At 48.6% G+C, this 20234-nt stretch carries 20 protein-coding genes; 10 read left to right on the forward strand and 10 right to left on the reverse strand.

The window, feature by feature from the left end:
• The first annotated feature begins 197 nt into the window (after positions 1-197).
• The 3 genes from ACOMHB_RS07050 (at position 198) to ACOMHB_RS07060 (ending at position 1965) form a co-directional block, all read left to right on the forward strand.
• The gene (locus ACOMHB_RS07050; RefSeq protein WP_448216054.1) at positions 198-446 is read left to right on the forward strand and encodes a hypothetical protein; all 249 of its coding nucleotides are present in this window, start codon (positions 198-200) and stop codon (positions 444-446) included.
• Positions 447-646: 200 nt separating this feature from the next.
• A complete protein-coding gene (locus ACOMHB_RS07055; protein WP_448216055.1) occupies positions 647-1291 on the forward strand; it encodes an MBL fold metallo-hydrolase in 645 nt (214 codons plus the stop codon).
• Between the two features lie 11 nt (positions 1292-1302).
• Positions 1303-1965 (forward strand): YiaD family glycine zipper/OmpA-like lipoprotein, encoded by a 663-nt coding sequence (locus tag ACOMHB_RS07060; protein ID WP_422132627.1) that lies wholly within the window; start codon positions 1303-1305, stop codon positions 1963-1965.
• An 87-nt stretch (positions 1966-2052) separates the two neighbouring features.
• On the opposite strand, the gene ACOMHB_RS07065 is transcribed toward ACOMHB_RS07060, so the two are convergent.
• The 5 genes from ACOMHB_RS07065 to hemJ form a co-directional block, all read right to left on the reverse strand.
• A complete protein-coding gene (locus ACOMHB_RS07065; protein WP_422476287.1) occupies positions 2053-2337 on the reverse strand; it encodes a GDCCVxC domain-containing (seleno)protein in 285 nt (94 codons plus the stop codon).
• Between the two features lie 259 nt (positions 2338-2596).
• A complete protein-coding gene (pta, locus tag ACOMHB_RS07070) occupies positions 2597-4693 on the reverse strand; it encodes a phosphate acetyltransferase (protein WP_448216056.1) in 2097 nt (698 codons plus the stop codon).
• Between the two features lie 45 nt (positions 4694-4738).
• On the reverse strand, positions 4739-5947 hold the full coding sequence (locus tag ACOMHB_RS07075) for an acetate kinase (RefSeq protein WP_448216057.1): 1209 nt from the start codon (positions 5945-5947) through the stop codon (positions 4739-4741).
• A 414-nt stretch (positions 5948-6361) separates the two neighbouring features.
• Complete coding sequence (locus ACOMHB_RS07080; protein ID WP_448216058.1) at positions 6362-7189, reverse strand: DUF805 domain-containing protein; 828 nt, start codon at positions 7187-7189, stop codon at positions 6362-6364.
• Positions 7190-7285: 96 nt separating this feature from the next.
• Positions 7286-7708, reverse strand: a complete 423-nt coding sequence (hemJ, locus tag ACOMHB_RS07085) for a protoporphyrinogen oxidase HemJ (RefSeq protein ID WP_422132631.1) — start codon at positions 7706-7708, stop codon at positions 7286-7288.
• Positions 7709-8099: 391 nt separating this feature from the next.
• Here hemJ and argC point away from each other — a divergent pair, with 391 nt between their 5' ends.
• Positions 8100-9134: an N-acetyl-gamma-glutamyl-phosphate reductase gene (gene argC, locus ACOMHB_RS07090; protein ID WP_448216059.1), complete on the forward strand. Its 1035-nt coding sequence runs from the start codon at positions 8100-8102 to the stop codon at positions 9132-9134.
• A 267-nt stretch (positions 9135-9401) separates the two neighbouring features.
• Positions 9402-9917 (forward strand): TIGR00645 family protein, encoded by a 516-nt coding sequence (locus ACOMHB_RS07095; RefSeq protein WP_448216060.1) that lies wholly within the window; start codon positions 9402-9404, stop codon positions 9915-9917.
• Between the two features lie 206 nt (positions 9918-10123).
• On the opposite strand, the gene ACOMHB_RS07100 is transcribed toward ACOMHB_RS07095, so the two are convergent.
• Positions 10124-10636, reverse strand: coding sequence for a GNAT family N-acetyltransferase (locus ACOMHB_RS07100; protein ID WP_422132634.1), 513 nt, complete (start codon positions 10634-10636; stop codon positions 10124-10126).
• Between the two features lie 522 nt (positions 10637-11158).
• Between ACOMHB_RS07100 and ACOMHB_RS07105 the strand changes: the two genes are divergently transcribed.
• Positions 11159-11368, forward strand: coding sequence for a cold-shock protein (locus tag ACOMHB_RS07105; RefSeq protein ID WP_034832746.1), 210 nt, complete (start codon positions 11159-11161; stop codon positions 11366-11368).
• 64 nt (positions 11369-11432) lie between these two features.
• Here ACOMHB_RS07105 and ACOMHB_RS07110 read toward each other — a convergent pair whose 3' ends face one another.
• Positions 11433-11606, reverse strand: a complete 174-nt coding sequence (locus tag ACOMHB_RS07110) for a hypothetical protein (RefSeq protein ID WP_448216061.1) — start codon at positions 11604-11606, stop codon at positions 11433-11435.
• A 9-nt stretch (positions 11607-11615) separates the two neighbouring features.
• The gene (locus ACOMHB_RS07115) at positions 11616-12248 is read right to left on the reverse strand and encodes a CDP-alcohol phosphatidyltransferase family protein (protein WP_448216062.1); all 633 of its coding nucleotides are present in this window, start codon (positions 12246-12248) and stop codon (positions 11616-11618) included.
• Between the two features lie 409 nt (positions 12249-12657).
• On the opposite strand from ACOMHB_RS07115, the gene ACOMHB_RS07120 reads away from it, so the two are divergent.
• The 3 genes from ACOMHB_RS07120 to ACOMHB_RS07130 all read left to right on the forward strand — a co-directional run bounded on the left by ACOMHB_RS07120 (position 12658) and on the right by ACOMHB_RS07130 (position 15604).
• Positions 12658-13443, forward strand: a complete 786-nt coding sequence (locus tag ACOMHB_RS07120) for a DUF6776 family protein (RefSeq protein WP_448216063.1) — start codon at positions 12658-12660, stop codon at positions 13441-13443.
• Positions 13444-13595: 152 nt separating this feature from the next.
• Positions 13596-13952: an iron-sulfur cluster insertion protein ErpA gene (erpA, locus tag ACOMHB_RS07125; RefSeq protein WP_422132638.1), complete on the forward strand. Its 357-nt coding sequence runs from the start codon at positions 13596-13598 to the stop codon at positions 13950-13952.
• Between the two features lie 221 nt (positions 13953-14173).
• Complete coding sequence (locus ACOMHB_RS07130) at positions 14174-15604, forward strand: hypothetical protein (RefSeq protein ID WP_448216064.1); 1431 nt, start codon at positions 14174-14176, stop codon at positions 15602-15604.
• 67 nt (positions 15605-15671) lie between these two features.
• Here ACOMHB_RS07130 and ACOMHB_RS07135 read toward each other — a convergent pair whose 3' ends face one another.
• Positions 15672-16799, reverse strand: a complete 1128-nt coding sequence (locus ACOMHB_RS07135; protein WP_422132640.1) for an anhydro-N-acetylmuramic acid kinase — start codon at positions 16797-16799, stop codon at positions 15672-15674.
• 42 nt (positions 16800-16841) lie between these two features.
• Positions 16842-18281, reverse strand: a complete 1440-nt coding sequence (locus ACOMHB_RS07140; RefSeq protein WP_448216065.1) for an OapA family protein — start codon at positions 18279-18281, stop codon at positions 16842-16844.
• Positions 18282-18752: 471 nt separating this feature from the next.
• On the opposite strand from ACOMHB_RS07140, the gene tyrS reads away from it, so the two are divergent.
• A complete protein-coding gene (gene tyrS, locus ACOMHB_RS07145) occupies positions 18753-20060 on the forward strand; it encodes a tyrosine--tRNA ligase (RefSeq protein WP_448216066.1) in 1308 nt (435 codons plus the stop codon).
• The last annotated feature ends 174 nt before the right edge of the window (positions 20061-20234 follow it).

Below are 20234 nucleotides of genomic sequence, written 5' to 3' on the forward strand. Positions count from 1 at the left end.
CAATTAATGGCTGAGCAGGATGCGCTGAGGGATTTGTTGATTGGCGTGCCAGTGCTCAAAAAAGATTCATGGGCTCTGCAGGGGTTGTCTACAATTCTACGTGCTATCCGGCTCGGATAGTCGGTTATAGAGTTCCGGTGGCCCTCGTTCGGGCTTCCGGGCTGGCACTTCCCAAGGCTGCTGCTGGAGGTTTAGTTATGGCTCTCCGTTTTGATCTGCCTGATCTGCTGGAAGACTTTGACGAAGAACAGGGCTCTTGTGACGCAGAACCCTGCTATCCCTACCCGATATTTGGCGGGTTGCCAGAAGAAGTCGTCATGAGGCGAGTGACCGTTTGTAATTCATTGGTCAGGCTGAATCTGCGAGGTGCTCCCGTCAATACGCGGTTGAGTATTTCTTTGAGTCAGGGTCGTGGGCGAATGAAGGTGCTGGTAAGACTTCCCTGAGATTGGAGTTGGAGTTTGGCACACCAGGCACTTCGAACGTAAGCTGGCGAATAAGATTCCCCGATATGTGATAATCTCCGCGTCAAAGCCCTGTCAAAGAGTGTCCGTTCAACAGCCACTCTCTTTTCTGAATATCGATCTGGCTTTGCTGAAAACAAAAAGGTTGGAAGAAATCAAATCTTATTCGCAGGTTCCCTAGAATGACCGAGCAATATCCATCACTGATCAAAGAAACATTTCCTGTGGGGCCTTTGCAGTGTAACTGCACCATCATTGGTGACCCCATTACCAGGAAAGCCATCGTCATCGACCCCGGTGGTGATCCTGATGTGATTCTTGCCAAGTTGGAGAGTCACGGACTAAAATCAGTAGCGTTGATTCATACTCATGCTCACTTAGATCACTTCCTGGCTAGTGGTGAAATCAAGAAAAAGACTGGTGCTTCCATTCATCTTCACAAAGAAGATAAGTTCCTCTGGGATAATCTCGAAACTCAGTGTCGTATGTTTGGTGTGCCCTATAACCCTGTTCCAGATCCTGACTTCTGGCTGAATGATGATCAGGAGCTTCCTTGCTGTGGGGGGGTGGCGATGCATACTCCCGGACATACCCCTGGGTCCACGTGTTTCCACTTTGTGAAAGAGAATCTGTTGATCGCTGGAGACACCCTGTTCCGCCGATCAATTGGTAGAACGGATCTTTGGGGTGGTGACTTCAAAGCAATAGAGAAGTCCATTCGTGATCGTCTGTACACTTTGGATGAGGAAACCACTGTAGTTACAGGTCATGGTCCGGATACCTGTATTGGCGAAGAAATCCGGGAAAACAGCATTATTCGCGGTTAGGAGAAGTGAACATGTTAATGCAGCTGAAAAGAATGTCATTGGTCGTTGCCGCCGCTGCGGTCATAGCGGGTTGTCATACGACCAATCCATACACTGGTGAGAAGGAAGTCAGTAAAACCACTGCATACGGTGGCATTGGTGCAGTTACCGGTGCTGTCATTGGCGGTTTGGTCGGTGGCGGCGAAGGGGCTCTGGAGGGCGCTGCGATTGGTGCTGCAGCCGGAGCTGGCTATGGTTATTACACGGACAGGCAGGAAGCAGCGCTCAGAAAAGAGTTGCTGGGAACCGGTGTTCAGGTACAACGGGATGGAGATAACCTCAAGTTAATCATGCCCTCTAACATCACATTTGATACCAATAAGTCAGCGATCAAGTCCAGTTTCTATCCTGTTCTGGGTTCTGTTGCCAAAGTTGTCAAGGAGTTCGACAAGAATCTGGTTGACATAGTTGGCTATACCGACAGCACCGGGACTAACAAGATTAACCTGCCTCTCTCCGAGGATCGGGCCAGGAGTGTGGCGGATTATCTGATATATCAAGGGGTTTCCGGGTCACGCGTTACCTATTCTGGTGCGGGAGCCTCAGATCCTATTGGCAATAACAACACCATGCAGGGTCGTGCGCTGAACAGAAGGGTAGAGATAAATTTGATACCGGATCCCAAACATCAATAAATATTGAAAAGCCAGCCAGTGTGCCGAAACTGTTCTGAGATAAGCGTTCGTCGGCCTCACTGGCTCCTTTACGGGCTGGCAGACAGATTATCCTGCCATCGTTTGGCTCGTCTCATAGTGTGAGGCTTCCGTGGCTGCTTGTTCTTGCTTGGGTATTACTCGATAGCTTCTGCTTTCTTTCTGGCTGGTGGGGCAGGGATGGGAGCCACGAGAACAAAAGATGCAGCAGTCCCCTCTCTGGGGAGTCATCAGGTTTTTACAGCTTCTGCATTCATAAAGATAAACGCAAGCATCCAGTGGCATGGTTTCAGTTTCGGAATGGCCGCAGCAGTTACAGGTAACCGTTGACTCGGTATTAAGATGAAGTTTCATTGTCAATTTCTCTGCTTTTGTTATTTTCTTCAGGGCGTAATAATCCAATGTCGACACAGTTTCTCCTTACTTGAATGATTGTTCATAAATGTTAAGCAAGAAGTGTGACAATTATGTGTTGCCTCGAATGATTAAGAGATTATTCGCGGTCGTGTTCAGGAAGATGTGTAGCAGGATAAACAAACGACAGTGAGATGAGATATTTGATTTGCATAAATGACGGGAGAGACATTTTGTCTCCCCCGAACAAAAGGCAGAGTCAGGCTTTTTCGGCAGCAGCCTGAATAGCGGTGAGGGCAATGGTGTAGACAATATCGTCCACCAGAGCACCGCGGGAGAGGTCGTTGACCGGCTTGTTCAGACCCTGAAGCATTGGACCTACACTGATGACATTGGCACTACGCTGTACAGCTTTGTAGGTAGTATTGCCCGTATTGAGGTCCGGGAATACGAAGACAGTTGCACGACCAGCAACGTCTGAGTCGGGCGCCTTGCTCTTGGCAACAGATTCGACGGACGCAGCGTCGTACTGCAGTGGACCGTCAACCACCAGATCAGGGCGCTTCTCACGAACCAGCTGGGTAGCATCGCGAACACGCTCAACGTCTGCACCAATGCCGGAAGAGCCTGTAGAGTAGCTGATCATCGCGATGCGCGGCTCAATGCCAAAGGCTCTGGCGGAGTCGGCACTCTGAATGGCAATGTTAGCCAAAGCTTCTGCGTCAGGGTTTGGATTAACGGCGCAGTCACCGTACACCAGAACCTGATCAGGCAGCAACATAAAGAAGATGGAAGATACCAGTCCACCGGCGTCTTTTTTCGGCTTGATCAGCTGGAAAGCCGGACGGATGGTGTTGGCCGTAGTGTGGACAGCGCCGGAAACCAGGCCATCCACTTCGTCCGTGGCCAGCATCATGGTACCCAGAACAACGGTATCTTCCAGCTGAGCTTCTGCCATAGGAGCATTCAGGCCTTTATGCTTGCGCAGTTCGACCATGGGCTCAATGTAACGCTGACTGATACTCCTGGGGTCCATAATAATCAGCCCTTCTGGCAGATCAAAACCGTTGTCACGAGCGACCTGTTCAATAACTTCGCGATTACCCAGCAGGATACACTCGGCAATGCCGCGTTCCTGACAGATGATGGCAGCCTGAATGGTTCTTGGCTCATCACCTTCTGGCAGAACAATGCGTTTGCGAGCTGCTTTTGCCTGTTGCACCAGACTGTAGCGAAATGCCGGAGGCGAAAGACGACGCTCTGTCAGACCTCCGCAGTGCTGCTTGAACCAGTTGTTATTAAGATTCTCGGCGATGGTGTTCATCACTTTTTCAATACGCTCTATGTCGTCCAGAGGCAGCTCGTCGCTCATGCGATCCAGACGGGTAGCGGTCGTATAAGAGTCATCTTCAGTCATCAGGACTGGCAGACCGGTAGAGAATGCTTTGGCACAGAGCTCCTGAACAGCCTTGGACATTCTGATTCCGCTGGTGAGTAGCAGTCCGGGCAGGGGAACACCGTTGGAGGCTGCCATAGAGGTTGCCAGAACAATATCATCACGGTCACCGGCAGTAATGATCAGATTACCAGGCTTCAGGTATTGGATCATGTTACTGGGAGTTCTGGCACTCAGTGTGTAGGAATTAACACGACGCTGGGCAATGTCACCTTCGTTAATGACTTCACAACCCAGATGGCGGGCAATGTCCAGAGTGCGGTGTGAACTCAGCTGTGGATCGTAGCTGATGTAACCCAGGGGCAAGAAGCTCTTGCGAGTAAACTCGGGCAAGGGTCTGAATTGTTGATCTTCAGTCAGTTGCTCAACCAGCTCTTTATCCAGTTTGTTCAGGATATAACCGATGACACTGGGGTTTTTGATGCCACCAAAACTGTCGGCAGCAATTTCCAGTTTATCTGCAACATCTTCCAGAGAGTCCTTGCCTTTTTCTGAAACCAGAATGATATCGGCGTTCAATGTTCTAGCCATATCGCTGTTAAGGCGGTTGGCATAAGGCATGTCACGGGTGGGAACCAAGCCTTCGACCACGACCACTTCAGCCCCTTCGGAAGCATCGTCGAATAGAGCGACAATCTCTTCCATAATCTCATCACCTTTATTGTCTCCCAGCAGGTTTTCAACCCTTTGGGTGGTAATCGGTGTCGGTGGCTCATGGTCCATAATACGCTGAGCCAGTCGTGTAGAACGCTCAGGTCCTTTATCCGTCGTATGCAACTGGGCAATGGGCTTAAAGAATTTTACCCTCAGGCCCAGAGTGTCGAGTGCCCGCACCAGACCCAGGGAGACTGAAGTCAGGCCGACTCCATATCGGGTTGGGGCCAGAAAAAACGTACGCATAATGCAGCTCCAGAAATGTTCGCAAGCAAGTCAAACCTGGGGTCTTCAGGCAGACCCCAGGTTGAATGAGGCGATCAGGGCCTGAGTGTCACGGGAAATCATTAGCTCTTCGTTGGTGGTCACGACCATTGCAATCGTTGAGCCTTCCTCGGTAATAACACCGCTTCTGCCCCGGAAAGTTTCATCATTGAGCTTGTTGTCCACCTTGAAGCCGAAAATGCTCAGGCGTTCAATAACGTTCTTGCGAATGACGCTGGAGTTCTCTCCGATACCGCCAGTGAATACCAGGGCATCAATCTTACCCATGGCGGCAGCAAAACCCGCTACTTTTTCAGCCAGAACATGGCAGAAAACGTCCAGGGTCAGTTGCGCACGTTCATTGCCTTGAGCTGCAGCGTCTTCAATAACACGACAGTCGCTGTCCATTTCAGACAGGCCCAGAAGACCGCTCTTCTTATTCAGCAGGTCGGTGGCTTCTTCCAGGGTGTAGCCCAGAGTTTTGTTCAGGAAGTTGAAGAGGTTGGGGTCAACATCACCGGAACGGGTGCCCATAACCAGACCTTCCAGAGGTGTCAGGCCCATAGTGGTATCAATGGACTTGCCATTCTTGATCGCACAGGCAGAGGCTCCGTTACCCAGATGAGCTACCACGAGATTGCTGTCATTGATATCCAGACCCAGCATGTCGGCAGCAGCCTGACCGACATAGCGATAGCTGGTTCCATGAAAGCCGTAACGACGAACACCGTGTTCTTTGTACAGGCTGTATGGAATCGGGTAGAGGTAAGCTTCGGCTGGCATGGTCTGATGGAATGCAGTGTCAAAAACAACAACATTGGGCAGGCCCGGGAAAATTTTCTGGGCGGCACGGATACCTGCAAGGTTGGCTGGGCTATGCAGAGGAGCCAGCTTGGTGCCGTCTTCAATCGCCTGCAGAACCTCATCTGTGACCAGACAGGACTTGGAGAACTTCTCTCCACCGTGAACAACGCGGTGACCAATGGCGGAGATGCCTTCTACCAGACCTTCTTCACGCAGGAGGCCCATGAGTGCTTCCAAAGCTGCTTCGTGTGCAGCCAGTCCGAGCGCCTGAGAGCCTTTCTCGCCCTTGACCTTCCAGCGCAGAACCGCTTCGCTGCTGTCCAGGCGTTCAGCGATGCCGTTGATTTTCTCTTCTTCCGTTGTCGGGTTAATCACTGCGAATTTGAGGGATGAGCTGCCGCAGTTGATGACCAGAATGCTGTCTTTGCTCATTGAAATAGTACCTAGCAGAATACTTGCAATGGGAGGCTGACCGATTGACTCCGGTCAGTCTCCTGAAGGGGTATGTGTCAACAGTAGTTTGACTCTGTGTGCCGAAGCACCCTGAGTTCAATACTGAAGGAACTGTTTGCATCATGGTGGCCCGCAGGACAGATATTCGAAAACCAGGGATGAATAAAAATGCTTTGCAATTCACCAGACGAATATCGGCTCATAATACGGGCAACGTTATAAAAGTTTCGATTATAACCATTGATGCAGGTCAGTGGACTGCGTAAAGATGCGTATTCAGATACTATTTTTGAATGCCTCTATCGGAATTTCTACAGTCCGGGGAAAGGTATTCCGCAGATAGGAAAATCATATCGTTAGAATCTGTTCAGGGCACAAAGGTAATTTAGCCTTTTATCCCGGATACTCAAGCCCCGTCCATTTCTTGGTCGCTTCAGGCAACATCTGAATCCAGGTCACCAGTTGTTCCTGATAGAGATAAGCGCCAGCGACTCCAACAAGCATCAATGAGATGGGAAGATAAATGCCCAGTGCACGTGTCAGATTGGCTGGTGGTAACGGCGGCTCCCCATAGTTGTTTTTTCCTTCTGTGCCCGGCCCGATACTGAGCCAGAAAAGCAGCAGAATATTGACCACTGGAATGACCAGAAACAGCCACAGCCAGCCGCTTCGATCCATATCGTGAAGTCGGGTAATGACCAGATAAAGTGTAAGCATGATTGCCAGACTGTGAATGCCCAGAACCATTGACACAGTCTGCTGAATAGTCAGGGCTGCTCCAATCAGCATTGGTAAATAATCAGGGAGCAGGAAGGCAACAGCTTCTACAGCTACGACCAGCCAACTCATGGCCAGGTAGCGGGTTCGTCCGATGCGTCTTATCAGCCGCAATGGCTCATTACTATTTTGTCGGGGTGCTCTGGACAGCGGGGTCTCGGCAAAGATAGATGAGCCGTTTTCTTCAGTGGGTGGTAATGTTTTTGAGCCATCCAGGGTCATAATCCGGCATTGTCCACCGGCCTTTCTAATGGCTTCTTCGTATTTGCGGGCTTCTTTCCTGGTGACAGGCTTTCGAACCGCGTAGGGCTTGCCTGAAAAAAGGCGGTCAATGCGCTGCGCATCGGCATTGAACAAACGGGCCAGATTATTTTTGACTTCAGCTTCGGAAAAGCCAGGAAGAATCTGCCCTTTGAATATGACTTTATAATCTTTGCGCTTCATAACTGGATCCCCCGAGCTTTGGAAACACCTGTTCGGGGTGTAACCACTCAGGGCGTCTTATCGGCAGATATGCCGGAAACGCAAGGTTGTTAATCCTTAGAAGGGACGGACTACAACCAGAATTACAATAGCCACCAGAAGCAGAACCGGCACTTCATTAAAAATACGGTAGAATTTGTCTGACTTAGTGTTGGCATCATTGGCAAACTTTTTCAGGAACGCGCCACACATGTGGTGATAGCCAATCAGCAGAACCACCAATGCCAGCTTGGCGTGCATCCAGCCACTGCTCATATAATAGGACGGGTTGAAACGGAGTAACCAGATACCCAGCACCAGAGTGGCGATCATGGACGGCAGGGCAATCCCACGGTAAAGCTTGCGCTCCATGATCTTGAATCGTTCATTACTGACCTGATCTTCGCTCATGGCGTGATAAACAAAGAGTCTTGGCAGGTAGAAAAGGGCTGCAAACCAACAGACCATGGCGATAATATGAAAGGCTTTAACCCAGAGCATGCGCGAGATCCTTGATTTTTGATTACTGATAGCGGATAGAGAGTAGCGGAAAAGACGCCAGAGTTCGATATCCGGGTGAAAGGGTGAGTGAATTTCTGAGTATTGTAAACCGGCTAGGTTGTGTTCTGAGCGTTGTTTTGTTGAAACCCTGCTGTTAGAGTGACTCGCAAGAGACCAATAAAATACCGAGGGGCGCCCGGTTACTGCTGATGGAGGCTTCTGTGTAAGTCCAGTCGCTATAGGCTGGCTGTAGCCTGTGAAGTCAGAAGCCTCGCCTGACAAGGCGGGGGGTGTCACAAAGAATATTTGCAGAAGCGAGTCTTGAAAGAGCTTTTATAAATATTTATTCTATTATTTTAAATAAATATTCTATTTTTAAGGCGTCGTATCCATGATCAAAGCAGGCATTGTTGGTGGTACCGGCTATACCGGAGCAGAGTTGCTGCGTCTTTTGGCGATTCATCCCGACGTTGAAGTAACGGTGATTACTTCAAGAAAAGAGGCAGGCAAGCCCGTCAGTGAGCTATATCCAGGTCTAAGAGGCAAGATGGATATTGTCTATTCACAGCCAGACGATGATGTCCTGGCCACCTGTGATCTTGTTTTCTTCGCAACGCCCAACGGAATTGCCATGAATTCCGTGCCCAAACTGTTGGACAAAGGTGTGAAAGTCGTGGATCTGGCTGCTGATTTTCGTCTGGCCAGCGCTACTGACTGGAAGCAATGGTACGGTATTGATCATGCCTGTCCCGAACTGCTGGCAGAAGCGGTCTATGGTTTGCCAGAAATGAATCGGGAGTCCATTAAAACTGCGCAGTTGGTGGCTAATCCGGGCTGTTATCCGACAGCTGCACAGCTGGGTCTGTTGCCATTGATGGAAAATGCTCTGGTAGAAGGCAATGTTATTATAGATGCCAAGTCAGGAGTCAGCGGCGCTGGTCGTGAAGCCAAAGTGGCCAGTTTGTTGTGCGAAGTTTCGGAGTCATTCAAGGCCTACGGTGTGCCAGGCCACAGACACCTGCCAGAAATCAGACAGGGAATAGGCAGAATGGGGGGGCAGGGTTACAGGGGCGAGCTGATTTTTGTGCCCCACCTTGTCCCCATGATCAGGGGGATTCATGCAACGTCCTATGTTTCGGTAAAAGATCACTCCATTGATCTTCAGGCGTTGTATGAAAACAAGTTCAGTCATGAACCTTTTGTTGATGTTTTGCCTGCAGGCAGTCATCCGGAAACCCGTTCAGTCAAATCCTGTAATCAGTGCCGCATTTCCGTTCATCGTCCTCTGGACGGCGATACCGTAGTTATTCTGTCGGTCATAGATAATCTGGTGAAGGGGGCGGCAGGTCAGGCCATTCAGAACATGAATATCATGTGTGAACTGAATGAAACAGTAGGCCTTGATGCGCCTGCTTTGATGCCTTGATATTTTTTTGTGAGCCTGTTCGGGTTATCGATGCTCCATCCTTGCCTGGCAGGTTGCAAAGACTGAGCGTTATTTTTGGTCAAAGGGCACTTCAGCTTGAGGGGTAGACATCAAAAGAGCAGGTATACTGGGTAATGGCTTCTTCAAGTCTTTCATGCGTCGGCACTGCCCGGTTCGCAAATCATTACGACTTTTGTAATTTCGCTTAGAATAATTGTGCTAGTATCCTGCAACCTTTAATGATCTACCGACTGATCTGGCATATCCATGGAAAAACTGTTTGAAAGGCTGCTCTATTCTGCCCGTTGGCTTCTTGCGCCAATTTACATCGGCTTGAGTCTTGTCCTGATCGCTTTATTGATTGAGTTTTTTCAGAGTGTTACTAACCTGCTGCTCGACGTTTCTAATATGAATGAGACGCAGGTAATACTCAAGGTGCTTACGCTAGTTGATTTAGCTCTGGTTGGGGGCCTAATCGTTATGGTTATGTATGCCGGTTATGAAAATTTTGTCTCTAAAATAGACCTGGATGAGAGTTCTGAGAAGCTCAGCTGGCTAGGTAAAATGGATACCAGCTCACTTAAGGCCAAGGTTGCTGCCTCCATTGTAGCCATCTCCTCAATCCACTTGCTCAAAATGTTTATGAATACGGTTAACATCCCAAATGACAAGTTGATGTGGGCGGCGCTGATACATCTGACCTTTGTTGCCTCAGCGTTCTTTATGGGCCTGCTCGATCTCCTGCTTTACAGAAAAGAGAAAGAAATTAATACCTCGCTTTAACGCTCTCTTACTCAGAGGTTAATCGTGTTCTCAGGCTGACTCATTCCGGTGAGCCAGTTATGACTGATATTCTTTCTATTCTTGTATTCTTAACCTGTCCAATGCCTGAAGTATGGACTGATGGAGCGTGCACCAGAAGACCTTGCTGTGATACTGGTGGCTCAGGACAGCGTTCTGGATTTGCAGATTATTCCCGGGCCTTGGTGTTATGACAGTTGTTCCAGCAGATCCGGTCTTATTCTGGCCATTTTATAGGTGCTGCTGTACTGGCCTCTGCGGAAGCAGTCAAAGCGCGACGTCCCTTCAATTTCAAACCCGTACTTTTTATACAGGGCGATTGCCTGTTTGTTTTCTGTGAAAACACCCAGTTCAATGCGAACAATATTCAGCCAGTGATCACAAAGCTGTATCATCTCGTCAACCAGTTCTGATCCTATTCCCTGTCCCTGAAAATCAGGATGTACGCTGATGCCAAAAGTAGCGACGTGTTTTTTACGTGGCTTGCTGGACATAAGAATGCCGAGATGACCTGCAACCTTGCCATTTACCTCCGCAATCAGTTGAACGGATTCATTGCTTCGGGATTGGAACAGCTGTTTCCAGTGGTCGGAGTGGTTATAGGGGATCTGGGAGGTGTTTTCTGCCAAATCCTCATATTCAAACATTTCTGCAATGTGGGGTAAGTCTCTGTCTTCCTGATGTCGTATTTTTATTTTCATGATCACTACTTCTCTGCTATAACTTCAAAACTGCAGTATTCTCTACCCAAATGTTCGATGCAAGTTATATGGCTGGGTGCTTTTCTCGAGGTGGCTGGTGTGAGCCTGGGTGTGGGAATAAGTAGCAAAATTCAACAAAACTGTCTGTCTGGGAATTTTGGTATCTGTTTTACAAGGTTGCATACCCTCTGATAGCGGTCTTCCAGTCGCAGGTTTTGGTGCGGAATAAGGAATCAAGGTAACGGTTATGAGAAATAATCATGCAGGTTGTCTCTATATCAATGTTGCCGGGGTTGTATCTGCTGATTTTCACGATATCTTTAATCGTGTTGTACTCATTGCTTCTGTAGCTATTTGAGATACAATTAGCTTAGCTTTAAGTTATGCCTTATATTTATGTCTTGCGTTTCGAAGTTCCATAGTTGTAGATCTTCCTGATAAATCATAAGTAGTAGCGACGCTTTCAGCTAAGCGGTCATGTTGTGTGACCACCCTATTTTTGTTCAATTTCAGGAATTGATTATGTCTGCTTCTACCGGAACAGTTAAATGGTTCAACGAGTCCAAAGGTTACGGCTTTATCAGCCAGGACTCTGGTCCGGACGTATTTGCTCACTTCAGAGCTATCGTCGGTACTGGTTTCAAAACTCTGGTCGAAGGCCAGCGTGTTAAGTTCGAGGTGACTCAGGGCGCCAAAGGCCCTCAGGCTGAGAACATTGAAGTAATCGACTGATTACTCTTCACGACCTTTTGGGCAGTGAACAAAAAAGGCAGCGCTTTGCGCTGCCTTTTTTCGTCTAGACGAACTCTTTGATGATTTTGGCTACCAGCATGATCAAAATCAGTATGATGGCTATTTTTGACAGTTTTGACTGTTTCTCCCGACTCATGGGTTTGCCGAACCGCTGTGTTGCCATGACCACTACGGCCAGCGCAATAAAGAGTAGAAACAGTATCTTCAATAATTCCATGGTTATCATTCACTGATGGGTATCGAGCTCGTCTGCCCGCCTGAGAGTCTGGTAACCTGCCCAGACTCTGGTCATGGTTGTCAGGATACAGATTACAGCAAAAAATGCAGCCAGAATCGGGAAATACTGGGGAAACAGGCAGAAGAGCACAAAAATGGCAATGGTCTCTGTACCTTCTGCCAGACCATTCAGGTAATAGAAGGATTTGTTGCTAAAGTCAGGGTCTGAGAGACCTCTCTTCTGAGCCATAATCGCATAGCCCAGAAAGCTGGAGCCCGTTCCGACGAAAGTAAAGATCAGCAGGCTGGCCATCAGGGCATTTTTTTCAGGATCGGCAAAGGCAAAGCCAAGCACGATGGCCGAATAAAAGATGAAGTCCAGGGTTATATCCAGATAGCCACCGGCATCTGAGGTTTGTGTTATTCTTGCCAGAGCACCATCGAGCCCATCCATCAGACGATTGCAAAGAATGGCAACCAGAGCAGGCAAATAGAGCTCAAATGCCAGCAATGGCAGGGCTGTTAATCCGACCAGGAAACCAGTCAGAGTAATCTGGTCAGCCCGGACACCTGCTTTTTTCAGTGGGCGGGCAAGAAGATTCAGAGGCGATCTGATCCAGAGAGAAGTCCAGCGGTCAAGCATCAGGGTTTCAGGCAGTCTTTAGTCACAGCCGGTTATCATACCCTGATCGTGCCATAGGAGTCGAAACGTTACTGTTTTAAGCTGCCGGTAAAGTGGCTTTTGCATAGTCCAGCGGATTCTATTTGTAAGTATCTGATTAGGTGCTTATATAAGTACCTAACCAGTTGGTTTCGCATATTCTGGACGGCGGCTTTTTCCATCCTTCTGCGTTCCAACTCTGGTTGCGTAGCTATGGCTACGCGCCCGTCGTTGCGCCTTGAAGGATGAAAAAATCCACTCGCCAGAATATGCGAAACCAACTGGCCAGGTACTTAACATTAGGTTGTCGGGAGCTTGCCGGGATTGTCCCTGAAAGCATAAATTTTGCCCGGAAAGTTCATTATGCCGCTTTTTTATCAGGATAAATGAGATGCCAGATTCTCTTTCTATCAAGCCGCCGGGTAGTATGAAGGTGGTGCGTGATGATCCCGCCAGAGAGCGCAAGATCAGGCTTTTTCTGGTATTGGCCTTTGTTCTGGCTATGGGACTTTCTTATTATCTTGGGGGACGGATTTCCGATACCGAGGCAGCCATACTGAGGCAGGAAAGCTTAGATCTAAGGAATCAGTTGCAAGACTTGTTGGGGGTAGAGGAGTCTCTCAGGCAGAAATTGGTTATTCTGGAAAGAACCAGTAAGGTGGACCGCGAGGCGGCAAACAGCATTCGTAGTGTTATACGGGATCTGGAAGATGAAAAAGCTCTGCTGAGCAAGGATCTAGCATTTTACAAGAGTATTCTTGCTCCGGAAGACAGTGCTGAAGGCATCAGGCTCTATGCATTTGATCTGCTGCAGGGTGAGGAGAAAAATCAGTATCGCTTCAGAATGGTGGTCTCTCAGGTGGCCAGAGACAACCCGTTTCTCAAAGGAACTCTGAATGTCTCTGTCAAAGGGGTGAAAGATGGTAAGAAAGAGTCTCTGTCCCTGATGGAACTGGCCGGAATGGAAAAGTCCCAGGCACTTGGGTTCCGTTATTTTCAGTCTTTCCCTGAAAACCGTGACTATATCAATCTGACGCTTCCCGACGGGTTCAAGCCCGAGAAAGTGATGGTCAGCATTAAAGTCAAAAGTGGTGCAGTGCGAAGCCTGACCAATATTCTGGACTGGCAGGAAGAGCTGGAAGGCGATGTGAAAAACGGACTGACCGAAAGTGGTTAAGTCGCCTGAGTAGTTGACTGCTTTACTGGGTTACTTGGATAATGGACGCAGCATATTAATACAGTTATACGTGCAGAGACCGTAAGAGCAGGACTCTGAGAGTATACAGAGATAGGGTTTGCCTGTGGCGATCAGGTAGCACGGGAGGATAAATGAGCGCAGTAGTTGAAACGGTAATGCCGGACCCGATCGAACTGACGGATAATGCCGCTGAGAAAGTCAATCGGCTCATGGAAGATGAAGATAACAAGTGCCTGAGGCTTCGTGTCTATGTCACTGGTGGTGGATGTTCGGGCTTTCAGTATGGTTTCAAGTTTGATGATCAACTGGCAGACGACGATACTCTGGTCAGAAAGCAGGGAGCTGAAATGGTCGTGGATTCACTGAGCTACCAGTATCTGGTCGGTGCTGAGGTCGATTACGAAGAGGGACTGGAAGGCTCCCGATTCCTGGTGAAAAATCCTAATGCAACCGCCACGTGTGGCTGCGGTTCTTCTTTTTCTATCTGAATACTCTTTTTGCCGGGCGCCAGCGCCCGGATATTCCTATTAAGTAGCTGCTCATGCCCTCATCCTTTCAGCCCTGCCATTTGTTTGGCCAGCAGGGCAATGCTGTCAGACAAGTACTCTCTGAAGCGTCAGTAGTCCGTAACTTGAAAGTCGTCGTAACGCGTTGAATTCAGAGGCTATTATACTGATAGGTATATTAATGCATATATGGATGGTGTGTGATGGCAGATCTCTCAGGTCCTCAGGGAAGCGATGGGCCCTTATATTCGTCTTCACCTGTTAAGAATAACTGGAAAACTACCGTCAAAGCACTGCTGGGAGGCATACTGAGAAAAATCAGAAAAGCTGGCCCCCATGGGCTTCCTTCCTTGAAGACTGAGCAAGCGAAAAGTAAGCAATCAGATCCTAGGCCTCCTACAGACCTGAAGTCGAGAGTGGCAGCGAAAGCTGAAAGCAAGATTTTCATTCAGGTACTCCCTCTGCAGGGTCAATCCATTTCGGCCCCCATTCCAACGCCTGGATCTCCAGAGAGCCCCTCTTCAGTGAGCGGCCAACAGGAGCGGAGTGGGAATGAAGTTGAATCGAATCGACGCAGCAATAAGAAGGCGCCACCAGTGGCACCCAGAAGAAGTAAATCATTACCCAGGCATCCTCCTCAGGTTAAAGAGCCGACCGATGAGCTTGTTCAGAGCAAGCAACAAGAGCAACCAGATGTGAAAGAAAGGCCAGTACCTACCCCTCGGACGAGAAGAAAAAACAGCGGGGACTTGAGCGGCTCTCTGAGTAGAGCTCCGCAGCCAAAACCACGTAACCAGGGCAAAGAGGCACTTGCCGGAAATGAAAAGCCTGGACAGGCTAATATCTATGATGTACCCGGTAGACTAAAAAAAGAACCAGAATACGATGTCCCTGCTAACCGGAAGAGAAGCACTGAATATGATGTACCCGGTAATCTGAAAACAAAACAGGAATATAATGTGCCTGCTAATCGCAAGCAAAGCCCTGAATATGATGTACCTGCAAATCTGAAAGCAAAACCAGAATATGATGTGCCTGTTAATCGGATGAAAAGTACAGACTATGATATACCCAGAGACCTGAAAGTATCTTCAGATTACGATGTCCCCAAAAGTTTGAACTTCAAATCATCACCCCAGCATGCAAGTGATCCGGAAAGAGTCCGTTCGGATTCCATAGACCCATCTACTGGCGAAAATATATACCAATCGATTAATGATGAGGAGTTTGAGCTGGAGATGCTTGAATTAGAGCTGGAGTTGGAAGATGTCTCTCAGAATCTCGGTGATGCTTACGACTTTCAACCACTGTTCAATGATTCTGTTTGGCTTGATGAGCAAATGTTTTCTCTGATTAAAACCTTTAAGCGTCAGAGACCCCCGAAGTCAAATCTACTCAAGTGGGCGGCTCACATGAAACAGGAACGATCACTGATGCAACTGTATAGCAATGGTTTTGATAAGTTTAGAAAGTCTATTCGGTCTTTAATGAGTAAAGGGTTAACCTCTATTCAGGACAGGGACAAGTTGAGAAGTAGTGTCGATAAAATTAACAAAATTCTTACTCCGGCATTAATCGCCGAATACGGTGCTGAAGAAGCCAGAAAACGACTCTTGAAAGTTCCGGAAGGTTGATAGAAATCACGATTTTTCTTCAGCCTTAGTCTGGTCGAACAATTTTATCCATTGTCAGCGGTATTTATCAAGCCGGGAATATAGCCCCAAGGACCCGTTCGCCAGCAGCTCCTGTCACGGCAGGAAGGTTGCCAGGCTTTCCTGACAGTGTCTGTCTGGCCAGCCAGGCAAAGGCTACTGCTTCTACCCATTCAGGTGCTATGCCCAGAGAGGTTGTGGTTGCAACGGACAAAGGGTCAAGCTCATCTTCAATCAGTTTCATCAATTGCTTATTGTTGGCACCCCCACCACAAACCAGAAGTTCTTTGGCTGACGGAGCGTATTGGCAGATATCCAGGGCAATGGTTTTTGCTGTCAGTAAAGTGAGTGTGGCCGCCACGTTTTGAGGTTGCAGGCCAGAAAAATTTCTCAGGTGAGACTCCAGCCAGCCCGGGTTGAAGCGTTCCCTGCCAGTGCTCTTGGGCGGCACTTCAGAAAAGTAGCTGTCATTCAGCATCGCATTCAGCAGTTGGTCATCCACGCTTCCTGATGAGGCCCATTGGCCATTGGCATCAAATTTCTGGTTGAGGTGCTGTTGGCACCAATAATCGATCAGAACGTTACCCGGACCGGTGTCAAAGCCTATGACAGCTTTCTTATGGTCTGCAGGTAACAAGCTGATATTGGACATACCGCCAATATTCAATATGACTCTGTCCAATACAGGGTTGCTGAAAACAGCGTGATGGAAGGCAGGAACAAGGGGAGCTCCCTGTCCACCTGCCGCAACATCTCGACGTCTGAAGTCGGCGACAACAGTAATCCCTGATAGTTCAGCAATCAGACCAGGGTCACCAATCTGCAGAGTGAAACCTTTTTCCGGGCGGTGGCGGATCGTTTGTCCATGGCTGCCAATGGCAGAAATCTGGTTTGAATCAACATTGGCCTGTTCCAGGAGTCGCCTGACGGCATCAGCCGATTCCCGGGCAAAAGCGGGCTCAGCCAGCGCCATTCGTTCAATTTCATCAGGACCAGGTAGTGTCAGGGCAAGAAGCTGTTCTCTGAGATTTTCAGGGAGCGGATGGGATAATGCCTGCAGCTGTCGACAGTTTCCTGATGGTGAGTGCCTGGATATCGAGTCCTCAAATTCAACCAGAACTGCGTCAATGGCATCAAGGCTGGTGCCTGACATCAGGCCGATAAAGTATTCAGGCATATCTCTGATAATCCATCATGCCCTCCCTGGAGGCTATCGTTGTTATTTCGACTCTTTCTCGTTTCTGGCCAGCATAGTTGTACCGTGCTTTTCCAGCTGGGCCATGGTTTTATTGGCAAAAGCCATAAAACGTGCCTTCTCGGCTTTGGGGATCGGTGAGGCATTAGGCAGCTTGACGGTAACGGGGTTTCTGTGAACACCATTGACCCGGAACTCGTAATGAAGGTGCGGGCCTGTAGCCCAGCCAGTCTGGCCCACATAGCCAATGGTCTGTCCCTGTTTAACCTGGCTACCTTTCTTGAATCTTTTATTTACACGACTCTGGTGGGCATAAACGGTAACAATATTATGAGGGTGCTGGATAAAGACAACATTGCCAAAACCATTCTTCCAGCCAATAAATTGAATCTTACCATCACCCGCTGCCTTGATGGGAGTGCCAGTGGGCGCTGCATAGTCTGTCCCGTTGTGAGGGCGCTTGGTTTTGAAAATTGGATGAAGGCGGTTAGGATTAAAGCTTGAACTGATCCGGGTGAAGTTCACAGGCGTTCGCAGGAATGCCTTTTTCATACTTTTGCCATCCGGAGAGTAGTAATTGCTGTCACCATGACTGCTGGTGTAACGAATGGCGGTAAAGGCTTCACCCTGGTTAATAAATGTTGCTGCGAGTATATTGCCATCACCCAGCTTCTCGTTATCCAAATATTTTTCTTCGTACATTACGTTGAAACTGTCACCGCTGCGAATATCCAGCGCGAAATCAATGTCCCAACCAAATATGCCCGCCAGCTCCATGGTCATCTTCTCGCTCAGACCAGCACTCTGGCTCGCCAGGAAAAGAGAGTTTTTGATTGAGGCTTGAGCAAAGGCAATACGCACTTCAGGCTCGAGGATTATCTTCTTACCGACGTAGCCATTCCCCTGTCTTTCATAGAGGATGCTTTCAAGTTTATTCTGGACATAGCGCAGCCGGGTCAGAACTCCTTTGCTGTTGACCCGGTATTCAAACGCCTGTCCGGGGAGGATATCGGTCAGGTTTTTGCCCAGTTTCGGAGTTCTGGAGACTTCATAGACAGTTTTGGCACTCAAACCCATATCATCAAACAAAGTTGAGAGATTATCGCCGGACTCGATAGTGATACTTCTTCGGGGGCCTAGAGCAGCTTCTTCCTTGGCCAGTCGCTCGGCTTTTTCTCTGGCCTCACGTTGCTCTCCCGTCTCTTCAGGAACCGTTTCTTCAGGCGCAGCTTTCTCCTCAAGAGCCAGTTCCTTTAGTTTTTCTTTGGGGGATGAAGATTGAAATTCGTCAATAAGCAGTTCGGTTTCTGAGCGTTTGGCCTCAACTTGTGGAGATGGCAGCAAGCCAATAACAGTCATCACCGTAGCTGCGACACCGGTTACCAGTAACAGGTGTCTTTTAGGAAAACTCTTGATGCCGCCGGGTTGCTTGCGCGTGGCACCTCTGGGGGGAAGTTTGGTCATTGCACGTATTTACTGTTGAATTACTGTTTCAGGTGCCTGCCACTTTTATGGTTCGGATCAGACAGTATTTCAAATAGCTCGTAGCTGTTTGGTTAAAGTTTTGTGAAGAATATATATGAATTATATATCTAAACGCTACATAATGAATTGATATATAGCCATAAACGAATTGTAAATGTTTTGTCGGCGGGCGTCAGGAAACCGACTCTGGCCCAAAACTCTATATATTATTAGTTGAAAGCTACCGATCTGCCCTGTTCTGTTTGTGGTTTTTTCTAAAGTAAGGTAACTAAACCGCTCTCTAAGTTAATTAATGTAATTAAACCGATTTTTCCGGCTTTGTTCTTAAGTCGTTTTATTGTACTTTTACCCGCTAAATTGAGTCTACAGCTGCCTCGGCAGTGTTTAATTCATGAGGCTGAGCCGTGATGGTTTCGCTCAGTCTCGTTGACTTCATAGCAGGATAGGTAAATGTCTGAGAGTCAAAATCCGCTTCTGAAAGATCTGCAGGCCCGCCAGCTTATCGCGCAGACCACTGCCGTGGAAGAGCTGGACGCTCATCTGAGTGAACAGCCAAGGGTTCTTTATTGCGGCTTCGATCCGACTGCAGACAGTCTGCATCTGGGACATCTGGTTCCTTTGCTGGTCCTGAAACGTTTCCAGATGGCAGGGCACAGGCCTATTGCGTTGGTGGGTGGTGCAACGGGTCTGATAGGAGATCCCAGTTTCAAAGCGGCCGAGCGACAGCTGAATACACCTGATGTTGTGGCAGGCTGGGTTGACAAGATCAAGAAACAGGTCAGCCAGTTTATCGACTTTGACTGCGGTGAGAATGCCGCTTTAGTGGTCAACAATCTGGAGTGGACTGGTGAGATGACTGCTCTGGATTTTTTGCGAGACGTCGGTAAACATTTCTCCGTCAATGCCATGATCAACAAAGAATCCGTTCAGCAGCGACTGAATCGTGAAGGTTCCGGCATCTCTTTCACCGAGTTCTCCTACGCCCTCCTTCAGGGAATGGACTTCGCTGAGCTGAATCGTCGTTATGACTGCACTCTTCAGGTGGGTGGCAGTGACCAGTGGGGTAACATTGTGGGTGGCATTGATCTGTCCCGTCGTCAGAATCAAGCCAGAACCTTTGGCCTGACTGTGCCCCTGATCACCAAGTCCGATGGTACCAAGTTTGGTAAAACCGAGGGCGGTGCGGTCTGGCTGGATCCTTCCAGGACTTCCCAGTACGCTTTCTATCAGTTCTGGATGAATACTGCGGACGCTGACGTTTACCGTTTTATGAGCTTTTTTACCTTCCTGTCACAGGAAGAGATTGAAGCGATCAAGCAAGAAGACCAAGTGCGTGAAGGTCGTCCCCAGGCCCAGCAGGTTCTTGCCAGAAAGGTCACCCTTCTGGTGCATGGTGAAGAGGGTCTGCAAGCTGCAGAACGTATTACGGAAGCTCTGTTCTCGGGAGAGATCAGCAATTTATCTGAAACGGATCTTGAACAGTTGAAGCTGGATGGGCTGCCCAGTGCAACCATCAAACGTGATCAATTGGAAGGTAATCCCATGACCCAGCTGTTTGCAGAGGTTGGCATGGTGAAAAGCGGTAAGCAGGTAAAGGATGCGCTGGGTCGTAATGCGGTATTCTTCAATGGAGCAGCTCGCGGTGCTGCCGACAACATGAACCTGCCTGGGTGCTTTGCTGAAGAAAATGCCATGTATGGACGGTTCTTCCTGGTGAAACTGGGTAAGAAAAATCACTTCCTTTTTGAAGTGACCTAAAGGCTTGTAGCTGGCTCCCAACTCTTTGAAGACATCTCCAAGGCTCTGTTAAGTTCAGAGCCTCTGTAAAGCTTTTCATGAGGGAATCTTTGTGGAATGGCCTGCAAGACGTTTCTGGGTCATCGTTGGCACGGTACAATGGCAATTTCCGATACTGTCTTCATATAGTCAGGG

This window comes from Endozoicomonas sp. 2B-B, assembly GCF_053470045.1.

Excerpts from the sequence above, each read along its gene's own strand:
- ACOMHB_RS07050 (WP_448216054.1), top strand. The coding sequence starts at position 198 with ATGGCTCTCCGTTTTGATCTGCCTGATCTGCTGGAAGACTTTGACGAA.
- ACOMHB_RS07055 (WP_448216055.1), top strand. The coding sequence starts at position 647 with ATGACCGAGCAATATCCATCACTGATCAAAGAAACATTTCCTGTGGGG.
- ACOMHB_RS07060 (WP_422132627.1), top strand. The coding sequence starts at position 1,303 with ATGTTAATGCAGCTGAAAAGAATGTCATTGGTCGTTGCCGCCGCTGCG.
- ACOMHB_RS07065 (WP_422476287.1), bottom strand. The coding sequence starts at position 2,337 with ATGAAACTTCATCTTAATACCGAGTCAACGGTTACCTGTAACTGCTGC.
- pta (WP_448216056.1), bottom strand. The coding sequence starts at position 4,693 with ATGCGTACGTTTTTTCTGGCCCCAACCCGATATGGAGTCGGCCTGACT.
- ACOMHB_RS07075 (WP_448216057.1), bottom strand. The coding sequence starts at position 5,947 with ATGAGCAAAGACAGCATTCTGGTCATCAACTGCGGCAGCTCATCCCTC.
- ACOMHB_RS07080 (WP_448216058.1), bottom strand. The coding sequence starts at position 7,189 with ATGAAGCGCAAAGATTATAAAGTCATATTCAAAGGGCAGATTCTTCCT.
- hemJ (WP_422132631.1), bottom strand. The coding sequence starts at position 7,708 with ATGCTCTGGGTTAAAGCCTTTCATATTATCGCCATGGTCTGTTGGTTT.
- argC (WP_448216059.1), top strand. The coding sequence starts at position 8,100 with ATGATCAAAGCAGGCATTGTTGGTGGTACCGGCTATACCGGAGCAGAG.
- ACOMHB_RS07095 (WP_448216060.1), top strand. The coding sequence starts at position 9,402 with ATGGAAAAACTGTTTGAAAGGCTGCTCTATTCTGCCCGTTGGCTTCTT.
- ACOMHB_RS07100 (WP_422132634.1), bottom strand. The coding sequence starts at position 10,636 with ATGAAAATAAAAATACGACATCAGGAAGACAGAGACTTACCCCACATT.
- ACOMHB_RS07105 (WP_034832746.1), top strand. The coding sequence starts at position 11,159 with ATGTCTGCTTCTACCGGAACAGTTAAATGGTTCAACGAGTCCAAAGGT.
- ACOMHB_RS07110 (WP_448216061.1), bottom strand. The coding sequence starts at position 11,606 with ATGGAATTATTGAAGATACTGTTTCTACTCTTTATTGCGCTGGCCGTA.
- ACOMHB_RS07115 (WP_448216062.1), bottom strand. The coding sequence starts at position 12,248 with ATGCTTGACCGCTGGACTTCTCTCTGGATCAGATCGCCTCTGAATCTT.
- ACOMHB_RS07120 (WP_448216063.1), top strand. The coding sequence starts at position 12,658 with ATGCCAGATTCTCTTTCTATCAAGCCGCCGGGTAGTATGAAGGTGGTG.
- erpA (WP_422132638.1), top strand. The coding sequence starts at position 13,596 with ATGAGCGCAGTAGTTGAAACGGTAATGCCGGACCCGATCGAACTGACG.
- ACOMHB_RS07130 (WP_448216064.1), top strand. The coding sequence starts at position 14,174 with ATGGCAGATCTCTCAGGTCCTCAGGGAAGCGATGGGCCCTTATATTCG.
- ACOMHB_RS07135 (WP_422132640.1), bottom strand. The coding sequence starts at position 16,799 with ATGCCTGAATACTTTATCGGCCTGATGTCAGGCACCAGCCTTGATGCC.
- ACOMHB_RS07140 (WP_448216065.1), bottom strand. The coding sequence starts at position 18,281 with ATGACCAAACTTCCCCCCAGAGGTGCCACGCGCAAGCAACCCGGCGGC.
- tyrS (WP_448216066.1), top strand. The coding sequence starts at position 18,753 with ATGTCTGAGAGTCAAAATCCGCTTCTGAAAGATCTGCAGGCCCGCCAG.